19 protein-coding genes are annotated in these 18492 nt (G+C 69.2%); 6 read left to right on the top strand and 13 right to left on the bottom strand.

Going from position 1 to position 18492, the window contains the following annotated elements:
* Positions 1-87 precede the first annotated feature (87 nt).
* Positions 88-1350, top strand: a complete 1263-nt coding sequence (locus tag H976_RS0117890; RefSeq protein ID WP_027862651.1) for an endonuclease/exonuclease/phosphatase family protein — start codon at positions 88-90, stop codon at positions 1348-1350.
* A 22-nt stretch (positions 1351-1372) separates the two neighbouring features.
* Here the strand turns inward: H976_RS0117890 and H976_RS0117885 are convergent, their stop codons facing one another.
* The gene (locus tag H976_RS0117885) at positions 1373-2179 is read right to left on the bottom strand and encodes an LppX_LprAFG lipoprotein (RefSeq protein WP_027862650.1); all 807 of its coding nucleotides are present in this window, start codon (positions 2177-2179) and stop codon (positions 1373-1375) included.
* A 72-nt stretch (positions 2180-2251) separates the two neighbouring features.
* Entirely contained in the window at positions 2252-2620 is a 369-nt protein-coding gene (locus H976_RS0117880) for an RDD family protein (RefSeq protein WP_027862649.1), read from the bottom strand.
* Positions 2621-2818: 198 nt separating this feature from the next.
* Between H976_RS0117880 and glnA the strand changes: the two genes are divergently transcribed.
* A complete protein-coding gene (gene glnA, locus H976_RS0117875; protein ID WP_027862648.1) occupies positions 2819-4237 on the top strand; it encodes a type I glutamate--ammonia ligase in 1419 nt (472 codons plus the stop codon).
* Positions 4238-4369: 132 nt separating this feature from the next.
* On the top strand, positions 4370-4642 hold the full coding sequence (locus tag H976_RS0117870; RefSeq protein ID WP_231388977.1) for a hypothetical protein: 273 nt from the start codon (positions 4370-4372) through the stop codon (positions 4640-4642).
* A gap of 85 nt (positions 4643-4727) precedes the next feature.
* On the opposite strand, the gene H976_RS29050 is transcribed toward H976_RS0117870, so the two are convergent.
* The 10 genes from H976_RS29050 to H976_RS0117820 form a co-directional block, all read right to left on the bottom strand.
* Positions 4728-5543, bottom strand: a complete 816-nt coding sequence (locus tag H976_RS29050; protein ID WP_155918478.1) for a phosphatase PAP2 family protein — start codon at positions 5541-5543, stop codon at positions 4728-4730.
* Between the two features lie 152 nt (positions 5544-5695).
* Positions 5696-6526, bottom strand: a complete 831-nt coding sequence (locus H976_RS27125) for a VTC domain-containing protein (RefSeq protein WP_051276993.1) — start codon at positions 6524-6526, stop codon at positions 5696-5698.
* Positions 6519-7148: a DUF4956 domain-containing protein gene (locus H976_RS27120; RefSeq protein ID WP_051276992.1), complete on the bottom strand. Its 630-nt coding sequence runs from the start codon at positions 7146-7148 to the stop codon at positions 6519-6521. The genes H976_RS27125 and H976_RS27120 overlap by 8 nt, the downstream gene beginning before the upstream one ends.
* Positions 7149-7278: 130 nt before the next feature.
* Positions 7279-7665, bottom strand: a complete 387-nt coding sequence (locus H976_RS0117850; protein WP_027862645.1) for a sensor histidine kinase KdpD — start codon at positions 7663-7665, stop codon at positions 7279-7281.
* Positions 7638-7853, bottom strand: coding sequence for an AlpA family transcriptional regulator (locus tag H976_RS0117845; RefSeq protein ID WP_027862644.1), 216 nt, complete (start codon positions 7851-7853; stop codon positions 7638-7640). Before H976_RS0117845 ends, H976_RS0117850 begins: the two co-directional genes overlap by 28 nt.
* 1105 nt (positions 7854-8958) lie before the next feature.
* Complete coding sequence (locus H976_RS0117840; protein WP_027862643.1) at positions 8959-10746, bottom strand: sialidase family protein; 1788 nt, start codon at positions 10744-10746, stop codon at positions 8959-8961.
* 202 nt (positions 10747-10948) lie between these two features.
* A complete protein-coding gene (locus H976_RS0117835) occupies positions 10949-11791 on the bottom strand; it encodes a MaoC family dehydratase N-terminal domain-containing protein (protein WP_027862642.1) in 843 nt (280 codons plus the stop codon).
* Entirely contained in the window at positions 11791-12951 is a 1161-nt protein-coding gene (locus H976_RS0117830; protein WP_027862641.1) for a CaiB/BaiF CoA-transferase family protein, read from the bottom strand. Before H976_RS0117830 ends, H976_RS0117835 begins: the two co-directional genes overlap by 1 nt.
* Entirely contained in the window at positions 12948-13766 is an 819-nt protein-coding gene (locus tag H976_RS0117825) for a CoA ester lyase (RefSeq protein WP_081683007.1), read from the bottom strand. Before H976_RS0117825 ends, H976_RS0117830 begins: the two co-directional genes overlap by 4 nt.
* Positions 13763-14935, bottom strand: a complete 1173-nt coding sequence (locus H976_RS0117820; RefSeq protein WP_027862639.1) for an acyl-CoA dehydrogenase family protein — start codon at positions 14933-14935, stop codon at positions 13763-13765. Before H976_RS0117820 ends, H976_RS0117825 begins: the two co-directional genes overlap by 4 nt.
* 200 nt (positions 14936-15135) lie before the next feature.
* Between H976_RS0117820 and H976_RS0117815 the strand changes: the two genes are divergently transcribed.
* The 3 genes from H976_RS0117815 to H976_RS27110 are packed head-to-tail and all read left to right on the top strand — an operon-like array spanning position 15136 to position 17655.
* Positions 15136-15942: an SDR family NAD(P)-dependent oxidoreductase gene (locus H976_RS0117815; protein ID WP_027862638.1), complete on the top strand. Its 807-nt coding sequence runs from the start codon at positions 15136-15138 to the stop codon at positions 15940-15942.
* A gap of 7 nt (positions 15943-15949) precedes the next feature.
* Positions 15950-16663, top strand: a complete 714-nt coding sequence (locus tag H976_RS27115) for an allophanate hydrolase subunit 1 (protein WP_051276991.1) — start codon at positions 15950-15952, stop codon at positions 16661-16663.
* The gene (locus H976_RS27110; RefSeq protein ID WP_051276990.1) at positions 16660-17655 is read left to right on the top strand and encodes a biotin-dependent carboxyltransferase family protein; all 996 of its coding nucleotides are present in this window, start codon (positions 16660-16662) and stop codon (positions 17653-17655) included. The genes H976_RS27115 and H976_RS27110 overlap by 4 nt, the downstream gene beginning before the upstream one ends.
* Here H976_RS27110 and H976_RS0117800 read toward each other — a convergent pair.
* On the bottom strand, positions 17652-18407 hold the full coding sequence (locus H976_RS0117800) for a LamB/YcsF family protein (protein WP_027862637.1): 756 nt from the start codon (positions 18405-18407) through the stop codon (positions 17652-17654). The genes H976_RS27110 and H976_RS0117800 overlap by 4 nt on opposite strands.
* Between the last annotated feature and the right edge of the window lie 85 nt (positions 18408-18492).

The following is an 18492-nucleotide window of genomic DNA, read 5'->3' as shown; positions in this document are numbered from 1 at the left end:
TCTCCCACAATCGGTAATAGCGACATTTACCAACAAATGTCGTAAAGTGGAAATCCCCCGCCCCTCCTCCCCCGAGGTGTTTCCACCATGCGCCGTCGTCCGTTGGTCCTGTGCTCCCTGCCGCTCTCCGCGCTGCTCGCGCTCTCCGTGGCCACCTTGCCGGCCGAGGGCGCCGCACCTGCCCGCAAGGCCGCGCCCGCCCGCGCCGTGACCGGCGTGTCCGGCCTCGACAACGCGGTACGGATCTCCTGGCGCCCGGCGGCCGGCGCGAACCGGTACCGCGTCAAGTGGGCCTACGCCCCGTGGGACAAGTGGCCGAGCACCACGAGGTACACCGCTTGGTTGCCTGCCTCGACCCGCTCGAGCACCCGTGCCGTGTCCACCGACGCCGCGCACGACACGACCATGACCGCGGTGCCCTACGGCAACCCGGTCTTCGCACGGGTCCAGACGGCCTACGGCTCCCGGCTCGGGCCGTGGTCAGCCACCCGTGCCATCTGGCCGCGGGTCTCCCAACCCGACTCGGGTGACGGCGTTCGTCTCGGCACCTACAACGTGATGCTCGCCGGCACCACCAACTGGGCCAGGCGGATGCCTCGCATCGCGCGCAACATCGCGGCTCGCAACCTCAACGTCGTCGCTCTCCAGGAGACGATGAACACCAATGGCGGTGGCATCGCCGCCCGGTTGACCAGCCTGACCCACCGCACCTGGAAGGTCGCCCCGACCGGGGTGTCCGAGGGTCGCATCCTGTACGACGCCGGCCGGTTCAGCCTGCGTAGCAGCGGACTGCTCAACAGCTACAGCCCCTCGGGCCAGTCGATCCACAGCTACCGTACCGGCAAGGTCATCCCCACGCCGTACGCCCGCCTCCGCCCCGCTGGTTCGAGCAGGACCTTCACCGTGGTCTCGGTCCACTTCGGCCCCGCCAAGCCGCAGCTGGGACCCAACCGCACCGGCAACAAGCAGACCGGCGCGACGGCACGTGCGGTGCTGGCGGCGCTGAACCGGCTGACCAGCACCTCCGAACCGGCGGCGATCGCCGGTGACTTCGCGGCCGGCTACGGCGTGTGGGGTGACCCGAACCCGCCGCAGCCGACGTTCGTCCGCGCCGGCTGGTGGGACGCCATGGCCTCGATGTCCCGGCTCGGGGTGCGCTACTCGACCACCAACGGGCGACGCGTGCAGCGGCCCACCTCGACGGTCGCCAGCCGGGCGGACGGGATCTTCCTGCGGCACATCCACGGCACCACGCGCTACGTGAACGTCGCGAACTTCTTCATGCCCGGGACCCGCGTGCCGCCGAGCGACCACAACCTGGTCTTCGCCTACTTCCAGCTGCCGAGATGAGCCACCTCGGCCGCTGACCTCGTCAGGCGCCCGGCATCGCCATGATCTGGGCGTGGGGCGGAGCGTCGACCTTCACAGGCTGGCCCCACTTCGACATCGTCGCCTCGAAGTGCTCACCGGACATGTCGAAGCTCGTCCGGTGGAGACGGTGCTGCTCGTCGAGCCAGAGGTCGTAGGTGATGCTCTTCGGCACCTTGGCCTGTGCAAGCTGGGCCGTCGAGAGGCCCTTGACCAGGGCCGCGGTGTCGACGGTGAGCTTGTAGTGCTCGACGGTCACCCCGTCCATCGTCTGCTTGCCCACCCGCTCCGAGCTGCGCACGGCCGACTCCATCGCCTTGATGCTCTGCAGCGGGTCCATCTGGTCGGTGGTGCCGGCAAAGCTCTTGGCGAGCGGGGAGTTCTTGTCGGACGGGTCGATGGCGACGTACTTCCCGGCCGGGGTGACGCCGGGGATCTGCATGTAGAGCACCTTGCCGACGTAGCGCATCTCGATCCGGCCCTTGCCCAGCTGGGGCATCGACATCGACATGCTCATGCGGGGCTGCGCCTGGCCGTAGGCCACGTCGCCCTTGGCCGAGAACGAGGACTTCCCGGTCATGGTCATCGCGATGTGGGCGGTGCCGGCCTTCTTGGCCGCGTCGTAGGCCACGCGCATGATGTCGGTCTTGTCGAGTTCCGGGTCGGCGTAGGCCACTCCCCCGGAGTTCGACGTGGAGTTGTCGTAGCCCGGCCCGGTGTTCTCGTTGCCGCAGCCGGCGACGGTCAGCGCCACTCCGAGCGTCAGTGTGGCGGCCAGCGTGCGTGTGAGCAGGCACGTGCGCGATGTCATGGTTCCCCCGTTTGTCCCGATTCTGGGATCAGAGTACGGCGAGCGCGGCCCGTCCGCCGAGGATTGCGCCAGTCACCGGACGTACGCCGCTGAACGGGTCCAGCGGTCGTGCAGCCCACGTCCGGTGGCGTTCTCGAAGATCAGCGGCGGGACGACCACGCAGATCAGCAGCGTGCGCGCGATCGCCACCAACAGACTGAGCGGACGGCCCTCGGTGGTGAGCACCCGGATCCGCACGATGAGCTGGCCGAACGAGCCGCCGGCCAGGGTGGTCAGCACCGCGACCTCGAGGGCGAAGACACCGAGCACCACCCAGCTGGAGCTGCTGCCCTGACGGCCGTAGTCACCGAGGCCGACGATGCCGATGGTGACCAGGCTCGAGACGAACCAGTCGATGACCAGGGCGGCGATCCGTCGCGGCCAGGAGGCGTACTCGAGCACAAAGGGACCCTATCCGGGCGCCGCTGGGCCGACTCCGGGCCCCGACGCCAGCCATCGGACGCCCGTAACATCGGTGAAACAAAGTGGATACGGTCGTGCAACGGCCCATCCGTAGGTTCGCATCGTCGCGGGCGCACACGTCGGGCACGCGACAACTCACCGATGTCAGCGGTCGCCCCGAGCGGCCAAGGAGGACGAATGTTCCAGAACAGCGAAGAGCTGCTGAAGTACGTCAAGGACGAGGGCGTCGAGATGGTCGACGTCCGTTTCTGTGACCTGCCGGGTGTGATGCAGCACTTCACGGTGCCGGTGTCCTCCTTCGACCAGTCGGTCTTCGACGACGGTCTGAACTTCGACGGGTCCTCTATCCGCGGCTTCCAGGCCATCCACGAGTCGGACATGTCGCTGTTCCCCGACCCGACCACGGCGTACCTCGACCCCTTCCGCGTCGCCAAGACCCTGGTCGTCAACTTCTTCATCCACGACCCGATCACCGGCGAGGCCTACTCGCGCGACCCGCGCAACATCGCGCGCAAGGCGATGGCCTACCTCGCGAGCACCGGCATCGGCGACAAGGCGTACTTCGCCCCCGAGGCTGAGTTCTACGTCTTCGACAACGTGCGCTTCGAGACCAAGGCCAACACCGGCTTCTACGAGATCGACTCCGAGGCCGGCGCCTGGAACTCCGGTTCCGAGGACAACAACCGCGGCTACAAGGTGAAGTACAAGGGCGGCTACTTCCCCGTCGCGCCGTACGACCACTTCGGCGAGTTGCGCGACGAGATGGTCATCGAGCTGGAGAAGTCCGGGCTGGTCGTCGAGCGGGCCCACCACGAGGTCGGCACCGCCGGCCAGGCCGAGATCAACTACAAGTTCGACGAGCTGCTCAAGGCAGCCGACGACGTGATGAAGTTCAAGTACATCATCAAGAACGTCGCGTGGCGCAACGACAAGACCGCGACCTTCATGCCCAAGCCGATCTTCGGCGACAACGGGTCCGGCATGCACTGCCACCAGTCCATCTGGAACGAGGGTGAGCCGCTCTTCTACGACGAGACCGGCTACGCCGGCCTCTCCGACATGGCCCGCCACTACATCGGCGGCATCCTCAAGCACGCGCCGTCGCTGCTGGCGTTCACCAACCCGACGGTGAACTCCTACCACCGCCTGGTGCCGGGCTTCGAGGCGCCGATCTCGCTGGTGTACTCCCAGCGCAACCGCTCGGCCTGCGTCCGCATCCCGATCACCGGCTCGAACCCGAAGGCCAAGCGCATCGAGTTCCGCTGCCCCGACCCGTCGGCGAACCCCTACCTAGCCTTCTCGGCGCTGCTGCTCGCCGGCCTCGACGGCATCAAGAACAAGATCGAGCCCTCGGAGCCGATCGACAAGGACATCTACGAGCTCCCGCCGGACGAGATGGCCGAGATCGACCAGGTGCCGACCTCGCTCAACGCCGTACTCGACAACCTCGAGCGCGACCACGACTTCCTCACCGAGGGCAACGTGTTCACGCCCGACCTGATCGAGACCTGGATCGACTTCAAGCGCACCCAGGAGATCCTGCCCGTGCAGCTGCGCCCGCACCCGCACGAGTTCGAGCTCTACTACGACATCTGACAGACAGGGCCAATTGCGGCCCTGACCTGCGAGAACGCACGGCCCCCGCCAGGGTTTCCCCCAGATTCCCCCGGCGGGGGCCGAATGACCTCGCGCTGACCCTCCTCGGTCTGAGCGTGGGCGTAGCTGGTGGTGAGCAGCACCAGGCCGTGTCGGGTGCGGGCCTCCCACGCCGGAGTCGCCTCCGGGTTCCTGATGACCGGCCACGAAATCGGGGCTGCGCTGGGTGTCGCCATCCTGTCCGCGGTCGCGTCCAGCGCCGGGTCGCTGGCCACCACGACTGGTGCAGCCGATGCGTTCTCAGCTGGGTTCATCGGCGCCGCAGCGATCGGTGCGGTCTTCGCGATGCTTCGGATGCCGGCCACCAAGGTGATCGGCGGCGGCGGAAACATGCACATGCACTGAGACGGACACCTTCGACCTCGGCGAGATGGGCTTGCCGCGCCCTACTCGCCGAGGTCTCCGCTCGGCTCGTCATGGAGACGGAGACTCAACCCAGTCTGCTCGGGGCCACGTCGTTACGGGTGATCAGGAAGTAGTCGCCGATGACGTCGCCGAGCAGTGCGCCGGCGCGGATGTCACCGGGGAAGTGGCCGGCCATGTAGACGCGGGAGTAGTCGACCTGTGACTCCATGGCGCGATACTGCGCGACGCGGTCCGGCATCAGTGTGCCGAGCACGGTGCGTGATGCTGCCGCGGCTGCTGCGTGGCGGGAGGGGTAGGAGCACGGGCACTTCTGGCCGGAGGTGACGGTGTGGTCCTTGCGGAGCGACGGCATCCGAACGTAGGGGGCGGAGGAGCCGTACCGGGTGCCGAGGTCGTCGGCCACCTGCTTGGACATCTTCAGCACCGCCTTCTCCTCGGCCTTGCGGTCCTTGCCGGTCGAGGGGTCGAGGACTTCCTTCTGGTCGTGGGCGTAGAGCTTCCAGATGTCCTTCTTGCCGTAGGTCTCCAGCCAGGTCGCGGCCGCAACCCCAGGGGCCGTGCGGGCCCGGTCCAGCGCGACCACGGTGGGCATCTCGGAGGCCAGGGAGGGTGGCGGTGCCGGGAAGACCTGCTCGAGCCAGGCCACGAACGCTTTGTCGTCGGTCCGGGTGCCGTGTGCCGAGGCCCAGCTCGCGATGAGCTCGGAGGCCTGCTGGTGCTGAGCTGCGACGTCGGTGGCTGTGGTGGCCACCTGGCTGGCGGCGAACAGCAGCGGAGGTGGGGCGGCGGCGATCCTGTCCTTCGCGGAGGTGTTGCCCGACGTTGTTCCGGTGACCTTGGCCCAGACAGTGGGGCCGACAAGACCGGCCAGGATGGCCACGACGGCGAGCAGCGCGACGGCGACGAAGCGGCGGTTCGGGGTGCGTGTGCTCTGCCTCGGACGCGTTCGGCCGCTCGGACCGCCTGGAGTCGCGGCGGGGCGTGTCTCGGGCCGTGTGTCGGGTCGTGTGTCGGGTCGTGTGTCGGGGGTGCTCATGCGCTTCTCCGGAGGCTTGGGTGGGCAAGCTGGGTGCTGGGCGTGGTTTCGCCTGGTGCAGCGGCCGGGGTGGTGAGCCGGAGCTGGCGGCCCAGCAGGTGGCGTACGTCGTTGTCGGCGATACGTGCGTCCATCAGGGAGGCCGAGGCGGCGTACTTGCTGAAGGAGACCGGGCGGGCGCCGAGCTCCTTGAGGAGCTTGTCGGCGGTCCCGGGTGTCCGGGTGCCCTTGGTCTCGACGACGAGGTGGCCCGGGTCGAGCTCGACCGCGTGGTCTCCGCGGGTGGCGCGGACCCCGAGGTCGATGGTCACGCGGGCACCGGTCGCCGGGTCAGCCAACGTGGCGCGCGTGTAGCTCACCTCGACGGCCGGTGCGAGGCGCGGTGCGAGCAGCAGCCCGTGTGCCCGCAACTGGGTGCCGAAGAACTCCGCGGCATCGCCGGTCATGTGGCCGTAGGCATCAGGTTCGGTCAGGTGGAAGAACTTGCGGGTCAGCCCGCTGCCGTCGCGCACCTTGAGCTCGAGCCGGCACAGGCGGTCCTCGACGTAGAGGCGGCTGCGTGCCTTCCATCGGCGCCGTCGGCCCTGGATGTGTGCCCGGCAGGTGAGCAGGTCGGCGGTGTCGAAGTAGGTGCTGCGGTAGGACGTGGTGAGTCGTCCGTCGATGCTGAGCAACCGCATCGATCCGGGCAGCTGGTCGAGGAACCTCTCGCCACGTCCGGTCGGCACGAGGTACTTGCGGTCAACGCGCGTGGTCGCGGGCGCTGTGGCGAGCACCTCGGGAAGTGTGATCAGGGGCAGTGACTCCAGTCCGGGCAAGTCAGGCACGGGCTGTCACCTCGTTCGTCACGTCCGGCTCGAGGTCAGTGGTGTCGCGCAGGGTGGACAGGCTGGCCCACCCCTCCTCGACCTGGTGGCGTACGGCGACCACGGTGGTCTCCCTGACGAAGTCGACCTGCTCGACCACCACGGCGATCGGCTGGTGTCCCAGGCGTCTGGCGACCTCGGCCCGCACCTCGTCGGGCGCGACCAGGGCCTGGTCGAGGGTCAGGCGCAGCACCCTGGTCGGCACCCGGGTCTTGGAGTCGTCGACGAGCCAGACGGCAGCCAGCACGAGGACGTTCAGCGCGACGATGAGTGCCAGGTGGCGGTCGGGGAGCCCGTTGACCAGGCCCAGGACGAGCGCGGAGAACGTGTAGGCGACGTCCTTGATGCTGAAGGCAGCGCTGCGCAACCGGACCAGGCTGAGCAGGCCGAAGAGCCCGAACCCGACGCCGGCGGGGAAGTGCCCGGCCGTGATCGCCGTCAATGCGGCGACCAGGCCGATGTTGAGAGTGACGAAGACCATCGTCATCTCGGGTGCGGCGGCGCGTCGGCGGTAGAGCCAGCCCACGAGGGTGAACAGGGCCAGCACGTCGATGCCGAGTCCGGTGAGTGTCGATGCGGTCACTGCTGTCGCTCCCTTGGTGCCGAGGTGTTCGGCGGTCCGGGCAGACCTTAGGGAGCCAACATGAGGGAAATGTGAACGATGTTTGGGTGAACATCTGGTGACGTAGACGCGCCTCCGCGAACCCGGTGGATCAGCGGCCGGGATCCTGCCCTGCCCGTGACGGGCGCGCAGGGAGGTCGAGGGTCACGCTGCTGCCGACGATGGCTGCGGTGCCTGCGTGGGCCTCGACCACTGCCTGGACCAGGGACAGGCCCAGACCTGTTCCTGGGCTGGTCCGGCTGGACTCCGCGCGGGAGAAACGGTCGAAGGCCTTCTCGATGAACTCGGGCGGGAAACCGGGGCCCTCGTCGCTGACGGTGAGCAGGACGCGCTCGCCGAACTGCGTGGCGGTGATGGACACGGTGCCCTCGCCGTACCGCAGAGCGTTGGAGACAAGGTTGCGCAGCGCGACGTCGAGCCAGTGCCTGTTGCCCTCCACCAGCACCATGCTCAGGTGGTGGGTCGCGGCTCGATCCACCGCGCCGTTTCCTCGTATGCCAGCAGGATGTACTTCTCTAGCTCGGTCCGTTCGATGCGCTGGACACCGCGGCCGCCGACCTTGATGTGTCGGATTTCGCCGCGGCGAATCAGCGCGTAGAGCTGGGCGTCGCCGTTGATGTTGAGTTCCTCGGCGACCTGCGCCTTGGTGAGGAATCGCGATTCCATGCAGCGAGGTCAGGACGGGTCAGCGGCTCCGAGGGCGCTGTCCACGGATAATTCTGTCTGGCAGATCCGGTGACGGCGAGGGTTGGTGTGCGATACCTGTCGCCCACGCCCTCACGTGCCGGACCGGGGGACGCCAGCCGGGGGCCTGGGCGACAGGTATCCGCCGCTGTGCCCTCGGCGGCACCACCAAAGTGTGTGCCGTGTCAGGTGCCGCCGAGGTCTGGAGCGGTTCACCCATGGTAGGGCGGCTGTAACGGGTTGGGGAGTTGCGTCCTAGACCGCATCCCGCTGCCTGATCTCTTGATGGAACCGCCGAGATACCTGCGATACGCTCGCCAGGCGATCGCATCGGGTCGGGCTCGAATCGGGGGGCGCCCGCGCGATAACTGTCCTGGGCTCCAGCAGCGGGTCCTAGTCGGTAGGTGTCCTGGGCCGAGACCCCGCCTGTTCACCCGCCACCACCACGTGTCCGGCAGCTGCTCGAGCCGACCCCGCCGCACCCACCATCGCCCGGATCGAATCATGTCCGCGACGGTCAGGCGAACGTAGCCCGCGCAGGGATGACGATGACCTCCGGGTCAGACTGGGTTGTAGAGGTGGGCGAACGCCTGCAAGGTGTCGCGTGCATCTGAGCCCGTGGCTTCTTCGACTAGCACCAGTAGCGCGCCGCTCAGGTGTGTCATACCCATGACGAGTTCTACTGCGGCTGGGAGGCGATCCTCTGGCCGCCCCGCGTCGAGATGTCGCTGGAGACACGCGACGAAGTGGTCCGGTGGACCGTCGGGTTTATCGAGCCACGCATTCATCAGGTCAACGGCCTGCTGAGCACCATCTTGAGGGGTTCTGGACATGGGACTCACTCCGAAGCCGCAAGCGGGGTCTGGGCTTACGCGCGGCTCTACAAAAGTACCCGTGTGAATGCGGGGTGGGCACGCGGGGACGGGCGGCTCTAGTCCGCAGCCAGTCCGCAGGACTGTCACCAACACGGGAGCAGTTCGAGCTCTACTACGGCATCTGAGCACGTCGTAGGACCCGAACCGCCCCTGACCCGCGAACCCGTGGCAGGGGCCGTTCTCGTCGGGCCCGCCGACCGGCAAGCTCCTGCTCAGCCGATTCCGAGCGACTGGCTGTAGGCATCCTGGTTCGGCGTGGTCTTGCCCGGGTTGCCTCGGAAGTCGGTCCAGTTGGGGTGCAGCAATCCGTCGTTGCCGAGCGCCAGCGCGGTGTAGTCGCCGATGAACAACCCCTGCACCTCGTTGCCCTCGTCGTCAGCCCCGACGAACTGGACCTGCGGGTCGGAGGACTGCGTCGTCACGCGCCGCAACTGGAAGGGGCCGGATCCGTGCCCCTTCGTCGAGGACCAGAGCGCGTAGTCGAGGTCGACGCTGCTCGAACCGGCGTAGTGGCGGGTGTACGACGACACCGCGACTGCTCCGTCCCGCATCGCCACCGCGCCGAACACCTCGTCCTGCGGCGTTCCGAGCACGCGTGGCTTCATCCATCGCCCGCCGCCGTTGGTCAGCGCCAGGATGTTGTCGCCGTTCGACCGGAGCGACTCCCCGGTCTGGCGGTCGTAACTGCCGTTGCGGTCGTCGTCCCACGTCACGGCCAGCCGGTCGCTGGGCTCGTCGTAGGCGAGCTGGGGGTAGCTGTTGATCCGGAAGTTCTCGCCGGTGAGGGTCGGGGTTCCGAGCGGCTCGTTGAACGGGAAGTCGTAGTTGGTGTCCACGATGTCCTTGGTAAAGGTGTGGCCGTGGTCCTTCGACGTCGCCACGACCGTCACGTCGCGGTCCGTCGTGCCGACCTGGTCGCAGGCCAAGGTGTCGCACTGCTCCCCCTCGTAGGCGATGTAGAGCGTGCCGTCGCGGCCGACCTGTGGGTTCGAGCCCTGCGAGTACGGCGTGAGCCCTCTCGGCTTGAACTGGGCCAAGGTGGAGTCGACCCGGCGTACGGGACCGAACGAACGGCCGTAGTCGGTGCTCGCAGCGACCACGATCGGCGACTCGAGGTAGCCCCCGTCGGGGGTGTCCGCGAACCGGGTCCACGTGACGTAGACCCGCCCACTGTGCTTGTCCGCCGCCAGCCAGATCTTGTCGTTGAAGATCGTGCTGGGGGTCAGCGTGCCGGACCGGGTCACTCCGTCTGCCTGGATGAGGAGCGGTTCGCTCCAGTGCAGTCCCCCGTCGTGGGAGACGTTGAGGGCGATGCCGTTGGCGGCCTCGGTGCCGTCCCCGGTCGGCACCCCTCGGCTGAAGACGATGTTGCCGTAGTAGACGGTGTTGTGCGGGCCGAACGCCACGACCGGGTCACCGGCCGAGTCCATCTGCGCGAACGCACCGGTGCCGCCGGTCTGGAAAGTCAGGTGCGGCAGCTGCACGTTCCTCCACGTCTTGCCGCCGTCGAAGGAGGTGTAGGCCCATCCCGAGGAGTCGTTGCGCTGCTCGCGCGTGTTGAACACGCGGTAGTCATTGGTGCCGGCGACGAGGTTGCGCGGATTTTCCGGGTTGACGGCAATCGTGTTCTCGTTCTGCGCCGAGCTGCAGCCGGTCTGGCTCCCGACGGTGACGGTCGTGTCGCCGACGATCTGGTCCACGTTGGGGAACGGGTTGCGGTACGGGTTGGGTTTGCCGACGCCGGCCTGGCACAGGGCGGAAAGGGACGGGTCCTCGACACCCCGATCGGCGTCCTTCTCGGACAGGATCGCCTTGAGTCCTGGGTTACGACGATGGTCGGGGGCGGGGGCGAGCTTCGACCTGTTCGACTGGTGTCGCCCGGGGTCGGTCGGCGGTGGCTTCGACGACGCGGACGCCGAGGGGCCGACGTACGCCGTGAGGCCGAGGCTGGTGAGGAGGACCAGCGCGGTGGTCGTTGCGATGCGGCGTACAGATGCCATGGTGCGACCTCTTTCCCGAGACAGTTCACAGTGCTCCTCGTCGCCGACATTGGCAACGGGGGATCCGGATCTATTCCGAGCGTCTTTCACGGGTGCTGCGCAGCAGGTGAGGTCTCGAGCCGGGGCCTCCGACGTGCAGGTAAAGCCAGCCCTGCCTGGGATTTCTCCGGCGCCGTGCTCCTCGTGACGAGCCCCGAGCGGATCAGGTGGCCGCCGGCCTGCCCACGACACGACCTTCAGCGGTCATCCGACCCCAGTCGTCGCGCACCGTCGTACGCACTCCCGCGGCCTCCACGTCTGGTCGCGCGACGAGTCCCTGGCGCTCGAACAGCGGCGCCACCAGGCGGTACTCGAAGAGAGTTCCAGGGGAGTTGGTGACGCCGCTGCGGCGGGCAGCCTCGGCCATGGCCACGGCCTGGAGGGGGCCGTGGACCACGAGGCCCGGGTAGCCCTCGTGGTGGCGGGCGTAGTCGCGGTCGTAGTGGATGCGGTGGGCGTTGCAGGTCAGCGCGGAGAAGCGGAACAACAGGGTGGGAGTGACCCGGATCGACCACTCGTCTCGACCGACCTCCCACCGAGGGAGCGGACGCATCTCGTCGGTCTCCCCGGAAGGAGCGCCGGCCGACTCGCGGTAGACGATGTGCTGGCGTTCCTCGATCGCGACCTCGCCGTGCTGGAGGATCGTGTGGCCGACGGTCACGAAGGTGAGGCGACCGCTGCGGCCATCCTTCTCGCTGGTGTCCACCACCGCGGTGCGTCTGGTGGCCTCCGCGCCGACGCGCAGGGGCGCCACCGTCCGCACGCTCCCGCCGGCCCACATGCGTCGGAGTCCCGGACGGGGCGGGGCGAGTACGGCGTTGCGTACCGGGTGTCCGTCCTCCGCCAGGTCCTGCTGCCGAGGTCGGTCCAGCAAGTAGACCCAGTGCCAGGTCAGCGGCAGCCCCTCCCCTCCAGCCAGGTCGGGCAGCGGTACGTCGAGCAGGTCGGCCAGCGCAATGGCCGGCTCGGGACCGATCAGCTCGGTTCGCTCGACGACGTCGGCCATCAGGTCAGCTCCCCCACCCCGAACTCCTGGCGGAGTGAGTCCGAGTGCTCTCCCAGCGCCGGTACGTCGCCCATGGCCGCCTCGCGACCTTCCATCACGACGGGCGGCAGCAGGGCCTGCACCGGGCCTCCGGGCGAGTCGACCTCGCGCCAGCGGTCGCGAGCGGCCAGTTGCGGGTGGTCGTAGAACTCGTGCGGCGTGCGCATCCGCGCACAGGCGATGCCGCAGCGCTCGAGGTCGTGCACCACGTCGTCGACCTGTTGGCGCACCAGCACCGCCTCGATGACGCCGGTGATCATCTCGTTGTGCGCCACCCGCTCGGTGTTGCGGGCACAGCGCTCGTCCTCGACCAGATCCGAGCGGCCAAGGATGTCGCTGCACAGCAGCGCCCACTCACGGTCGCTCTGCACCCCGATGAAGACCGTGCCGTCGGCACACCGGTAGGGACCGTAGGGAGCGATGGAGGCGTGCCTCGCCTCGGTGCGCTCGAAGGGCTTGCCGCCGTACACGCTGAGGTACGTGGGTTGCATCATCCACTCCCCGATGGCATCGAGCATGGCGACGCTCAGGGTCGCCCCGACACCGGTCCGCTCGCGCTCGTAGAGAGCCGCGAGGATGCCGGAGAAGGCGTACATCCCTGTCGCGATGTCCACGACGGAGATGCCCACCTTCGCCGGTTCCTGCGGGCTGCCCGTCGTGCTGAGCAGGCCCGACTCGCACTGCACCAGCAGGTCGTAGGCCTTCTTGCCGGCGTACGGCCCCTCGGCGCCGTACCCCGAGATCGAGCAGTGGATCAGCTCCGGGCGCCGGGCACGCAGCGTGCCTGCATCGAGGCCCAGCCGGTCGACCGCGCCGGGGAGCAGGTTCTGCACGAGCACGTCGGCCTGGTCGAGCATCGCGTGCAGGAGCGCCAGGTCGGACGCGGACTTCAGGTCGAGCTCGATGCTCTCCTTCCCGCGGTTGAGCCAGACGAAGTAGCTCGCCTCGCCGTGCACGCTGCGGTCGTACTCGCGGGCGAAGTCGCCCTTTCCCGGCCGCTCGACCTTGAGGACCCGCGCGCCGAGGTCGGCGAGGTGGCGCGTGGTGAACGGCGCCGCCACTGCGTGCTCGAGCGCGACGACGGTGATGCCGTCGAGCGGGAGTGCCTGCTGCGTCGTCATGGGCGTACGCCGCCCCGGGCCAGGATCGACCGGGCCCTCGCCACCACCGGACGGTCGACCATCTGCCCGTCGAGGACGCCGACCCCGACGCCCGCCTCCACCACGCGCGTGGCCCAGTCGAGCTGCTCGGCGGTCGGCCGGAAGCCCTCCGCCACGGGCGCGACCTGGTGGGGATGGATGCAGAGCTTGCCGCCGAAGCCGAGCCTGCGCGCACGGACCGCGGCCTCTCGCGTCGTGTCGCTGTCGGAGGTCGAGACCGTGACGCCGTCCAACGGTGCCGGCAGCTCACCGAGCCGTGACGCCATGACGAGGGAGCTGCGGGCGAGCAGCAGCGCCTCATCGGTCTCCTCGGCACCGATGTCCAGCGCGTAGTCGATCGAGCCGAACGCGAGCCGGCTCACCGCGTCGCACGTCGCCAGCTCACGGGACCGGTCGACGCCGAGCGCCGACTCGACCAGGGCGACCAGCCCGACCTCGTCCGGCAGTCGATCGCGTACGGCGGAGAGTGCCGCCGGGTCCTCGGACTTGGGCACCACGACTCCTCTCAGGCCCGTGCGGCCGCCGAGCGTCGCGAGGTCCTCGTCGTGCCAGTCCGTCCCGGAGCCGTTGATGCGGACCCAGCCGGAGCCGTTCGCGTCGAGCCACGTCGCGACCTGCTCACGAGCACCGCCCTTGTCGGCGGGTGAGACGGCGTCCTCGAGGTCGAGGATCACCTCGTCGGCTCCGGACCCGGCGGCTCGGTCGAAGCGGTCCCCGCGGCTGCCTGGGACGAACAGCCAGGTCACCGACTCGGCGCCGCGCTGGGTGCGCGTCACGGTCGCACCGGGTGGCGCTTGACGAGCTGTCGGGCGATCACGTTGCGTTGGATCTCGTTGGTGCCCTCCCCCACGATCATCAGCGGTGCGTCGCGGAAGTAGCGCTCGACGTCGAACTCGGTGGAGTAGCCGTAGCCGCCGTGGATACGGACGGCGTCCAGCGCGATCTTCATGGCAGTCTCCGAGGCGAACAGCTTGGCCATCCCGGCTTCGAGATCGGCCCGTTGTCCCGACTCGTAGCGCCGGGCGGCGTACATGACCAGCTGCCGGGCAGCCGTCAGCGAGGTCGCCATGTCGGCGAGGTAGTTGCCGATCGACTGGTGCTGCCAGATCGGCCGGCCGAAGCTCTCCCGCTCCTGGGCGTAGGCGAGCGAGTCCTCGAGGGCGGCCCGTCCGACGCCGAGCGCACGGGCAGCCACCTGGATACGGCCGATCTCGAGACCCCGCATCATCTGGGCGAACCCGTGGCCCTCCTCGTCGCCGAGCAGGCTCGTGGAGGGGGTGCGGAAGTCGTCGAAGGAGAGCTCACAGCTCTCCACTCCCTTGTAGCCGAGCTTGGGCAGGTCGCGCGAGATCTCGAAACCCGGCCCCTTCTCCGCGAGCAGGATGCTGATGCCGCGATGGGCCGGCTCGGCGTCAGGGTCGGTTCGGCACAGCAGCGCGACGAGGTCCGACCTGCGTGCGTTGGTGATCCACGTCTTCGATCCGTTGACGACGTAGTCGTCGCCGTCGCGCCGGGCCGTGGTGCGGAGGGCCTGGAGGTCCGAGCCGCCGCCGGGCTCGGTGAGCGCCATCGTGGCGCGGAGCTCGCCCGTCGCCAGCCGTGGCAGGTAGCGGTCCTGCTGCGCCTTGCTGCCGTAGGCGACGAGCAGCTTGGACACGACGCTGTGGCCGCCCATGGCGCCGGCGAGGCTCATCCAGCCGCGGGCCAGCTCCTCGGTGACCGCGGCGTAGCAGGGTGCCGAGACGCCGACCGCACCCCACGGCTCGGGGATCGCCAGGCCGAAGACACCGAGCTCCTTCATCTGCTCGATCAGCCGCTCGGGATAGGTGTTGCCGTGGTCGAGCTCCCGCGCCTGGGGACGGACCTCCCGGTCGACGAAGTCGCGGACGACCTCGACGATCGCCGTCTCCTCGGCGTCGAGCTCGAGCTCCTTGAGGTCCAGCATGGTCACCCTCCGGTCGCGCGCACCCTGACATGCTCGTCGGTGCCACCCAAACGCGTAAACGGGGGCCGCAGAAGTCGACCCCGCTGCACAGGGCCTTAACGACACCTACATGTCCGGCCCGTCGGCGCGCGATCTCGTGACATCGTTCTGACTCACCAATACGTCCTACGACCGCACACCACTTCTGGAGGCGACACACCATGGCAGGCAGGCTCGACGGCAAGATCGCCGTGATCACCGGGGCAGGACGCGGCATCGGGTTCGCCATCGCCGAGCGCTTCGCGCGCGAGGGTGCCCGCGTCGTACTGGCCGACATCGACAAAGAGACCGTCGAGGCAGCAGCCCGGTCCATTGCCGACGCGGGTGGCCGGGCCATCGCCGTCACCGGCGACATCGGCATCGCCGCGAACGTCGACGCCCTCTTCGAGCGGACGAGCAGCGAGTTCGGACCCGTCGACATCCTGGTCAACAACGCCGGGCTGGTCACCGACCAACGCCATTTCTTCGACGGCAACGAGGAGTGGTGGGACCTGTTCCTCCGCACCAACCTGAAGAGCCAGTACCTCTGCATCGACCGGGCTGCTCGCATCATGGCCCGCAACAACGGCGGCTCCATCGTCAACGTCTCGAGTGGCGGCGCCACCCGAGCCCACCGCGGCATGGTGGCGTACGACGCGTCCAAGGGCGGCACCGAGGCCCTCACACGTACGACGGCCGTCGAGCTCGCGCCGTACGGCATCCGGGTCAACACCCTCGTGCCCGGCCTGATCGCCACCAGCCCCGACGAGCCGCAGTGGTCGCTCGACCGGCGTGACGCCACCGTCCCGATGGGACGCGGCGGCGTCGCCGAGGACCTCGCCGGTCCGGCCCTGTTCCTGGTCTCCGACGACGCGGCCTACGTCACCGGCGCCAAGCTGCTCGTCGACGGCGGCGTGCTCGCGCAGCAGCGCAGTCCCCAGGTCGACACGCTGCGTCCCGAGGACTACCCCGCACGCGACAGCATCTGAGCCGACGGTGAGTGCACGGCTCGAGCTGCGGCCCTACGGCGACACCGGTCTGCTGGCGGGTGTGCTCGGGGACGACTACGAGTCGCGGTGGCGCACCACGCAGGCGCTCGCCGTCGCCGTACGCGAGGCACGGCCGTCCTGGCTGGTCGACCTGGTCGCGACCTACGACCACGTGTTCGTCACCTTCGACCCGGGAGGGTCCGACCACGCCGGTGTCCAGAGCTGGCTGGAGCAGGTGGGCGAGTCCCTGGACGAGGCGGCCGCGATGCCGGAGGCCCGCACGTTCCGGGTACCGGTCCTGTTCGGTGGCGAGTCCGGACCCGACCTGGACGACGTGGCCGACGAGCTCGACCTGTCCGCGGACGCCCTGGTCGAGCGGCTCACGGCCGGGCCGTGGCGAGTGCGCTTCGTCGCCTCGCCGGTGGGCACGCCGTTCACCGACCGAACTGACTGGGACGTCAGCATCCCGCGGATGAAGGAGCCGCGCGTGGCGGTGCCTCCAGGCTCGATCGCGGTCAGTGGGAGCCAGAGCATCATCTACCCGGTCAAGTCACCCGGCGGCTGGCGCCTCCTCGGTCGTACGCCGCTGCGGCTCGTCGATCCTGTCGCCGACGAATTCGTCGCCTACCGCGCCGGTGACCTGCTCGAGTACGTGCCCATCGACGAGGACCGGTTCGCCGAGCTCGAGCAGCAAGGTGCGCGACTGGACGCCGAGTCGTGACGGCGCACCATCCCGGCCACGAGCACGAGCCCCCACGGATCACTGTCGAGTCGGCCGGGCTGGCCGTCGTGCAGGACCTCGGCCGACCCGGCCACGGTGAGCAGGGCATCTCCATCAACGGGGCGAGCGACCGCGGGTCGGCGCGGCTGGCCAACGCCCTCGTCGGCAACGACGTGGGCGCTCCCCTCCTGGAGACGGCCGGATCGGCCACGACGCTGCGCTTCGACGCGGACACGCTCGTCGCCATCACCGGAGCTTCGGCACAGCCGACCGTGGCGGGACGTGCCGTGCCGACGTACGACCCGTTCATCGTCGAGGCCGGTGCCACCCTCGAGCTGCCGACGCCCGAACGCGGCTGGCGGACCTACCTGGCGGTGGCCGGCGGTCTGCCCGGCGAACCCCTGCTCGGCAGCGTCGCACCCGACTCGATGCTCGAGGTGGGCCGACGCCTCAGCCGTGGCGACCAGCTCGAGCTGAGCTCCTGCGTGTGCGGGTTCCGGCACCCCCACTTCGGTCAGCCGCTCTGGCGGCTCGGTGCGCGACGACCGTCGTGGCCGTCGACCGCCGTCGTGGACGTCACGCCCGGACCGGAGCTCGACGAGTTCGATGCGTCGGCGCTGCGCGGACCCTGGCAGGTGTCGCCCCAGTCCGACCAGGTCGGGCTCAGGGCGGAGGGACCGACCCCGAAGCGCAGTGCGGCCACGGAGATCCTGTCTCGCGGGGTTCCAGTCGGTGCCGTGCAGGTGCCGCCGAGCGGAGGACTCCTGGTGCTGCTCTATGGCCGGCTGCTCACTGCCGGCTATCCGGTGCCGTACGTCGCGACCACCGTCTCGTTGGACACGCTCGGTCAGGTGCGACCCGGCGACGAGCTCGTGCTCCGGGTGACCGACGAGCCGAGTGCGGTCAAGCAGCTGCTCGGCGTACGCCGGGAGCTGGCCGAGGTCGCGGAGCGCGCCCGCACGGCCCTCGGTGCGAGCGGACTCCTCTCCTAGAGGCGAGCAGCGATCTCCAGGCCGGCCTCCTCGAGCGCCTGGCGCACCTGGAGCGCTGCGTCGACGGACGCGGCGTTGTCGCCGTGCAGCAGGATGGAGTCGCACTGCACCGGTATCTCCACGCCGTCGGTCGCGAGCACGACGCCCTTGAGCGCCATCGTCACGGCCCGCTCGGTGATCACGTCGATGTCGTGCAGCACCGCGTGGGGTTCGCGCCGGGAGACCAGCGCTCCGTCGGGCTGGTAGGCGCGGTCGGGGAAGCCCAGCCGGCCGGTGCGCAGTCCCCGCTCGTCGGCCAGGTCGTGGATGAGCCCGGACTGCCCGACGACCACGAGCGAGGGGTCGAAGGCCTCGACGGCGTCGAGCACGCCGGCGGCGTACACCTCGTCAGTGGTGGTCAGGTTGCCGAGCCGTCCGTGCGGGGACACGTGCGCGAGACGGCCGCCCTGGGCAACCACGAACGCGTGCAGTGCGCCGAGCTGGTAGAGCACGTCGGCGCGCACCTCGGCGCGTGACATCTCGATCGCGCGGCGGCCGAAGCCGACGAGGTCGCGGAACCCCGGATGGGCACCCATGGCGACGTCCTGCTCGAGGCAGAGCCGCACCGTGCGCTCCATGGTCAGCGGGTCGCCGGAGTGGAAGCCGCACGCGATGTTGGCCGAGCTCAGCGCGCCGAGCAACCGCTCGTCGTCACCCATCTGGTGGGAGCCGAAGCTCTCGCCGACGTCGGCACTGAGGTCGATGGTGGTCACAGCTGCCCCTTTCCTGGTCCGCACCCTGCCGACCCCACGTTACGCAGCCCGGCCCGGTCGCGCCGCCCCGATCGCTCGAGTGAAG

It is taken from the genome of Marmoricola sp. URHB0036, assembly GCF_000426045.1.
Classification (GTDB): Bacteria; Actinomycetota; Actinomycetes; order Propionibacteriales; family Nocardioidaceae; genus Marmoricola.
The sequence above is the reverse complement of the archived record's forward strand: the minus strand, read 5'-3'. Positions and strand labels throughout refer to the sequence as shown.

Excerpts from the sequence above, each read along its gene's own strand:
- H976_RS0117890 (WP_027862651.1), top strand. The coding sequence starts at position 88 with ATGCGCCGTCGTCCGTTGGTCCTGTGCTCCCTGCCGCTCTCCGCGCTG.
- H976_RS0117885 (WP_027862650.1), bottom strand. The coding sequence starts at position 2,179 with ATGACATCGCGCACGTGCCTGCTCACACGCACGCTGGCCGCCACACTG.
- glnA (WP_027862648.1), top strand. The coding sequence starts at position 2,819 with ATGTTCCAGAACAGCGAAGAGCTGCTGAAGTACGTCAAGGACGAGGGC.
- H976_RS0117845 (WP_027862644.1), bottom strand. The coding sequence starts at position 7,853 with ATGGAATCGCGATTCCTCACCAAGGCGCAGGTCGCCGAGGAACTCAAC.
- H976_RS0117840 (WP_027862643.1), bottom strand. The coding sequence starts at position 10,746 with ATGGCATCTGTACGCCGCATCGCAACGACCACCGCGCTGGTCCTCCTC.
- H976_RS0117835 (WP_027862642.1), bottom strand. The coding sequence starts at position 11,791 with ATGGCCGACGTCGTCGAGCGAACCGAGCTGATCGGTCCCGAGCCGGCC.
- H976_RS0117830 (WP_027862641.1), bottom strand. The coding sequence starts at position 12,951 with ATGACGACGCAGCAGGCACTCCCGCTCGACGGCATCACCGTCGTCGCG.
- H976_RS0117820 (WP_027862639.1), bottom strand. The coding sequence starts at position 14,935 with ATGCTGGACCTCAAGGAGCTCGAGCTCGACGCCGAGGAGACGGCGATC.
- H976_RS0117815 (WP_027862638.1), top strand. The coding sequence starts at position 15,136 with ATGGCAGGCAGGCTCGACGGCAAGATCGCCGTGATCACCGGGGCAGGA.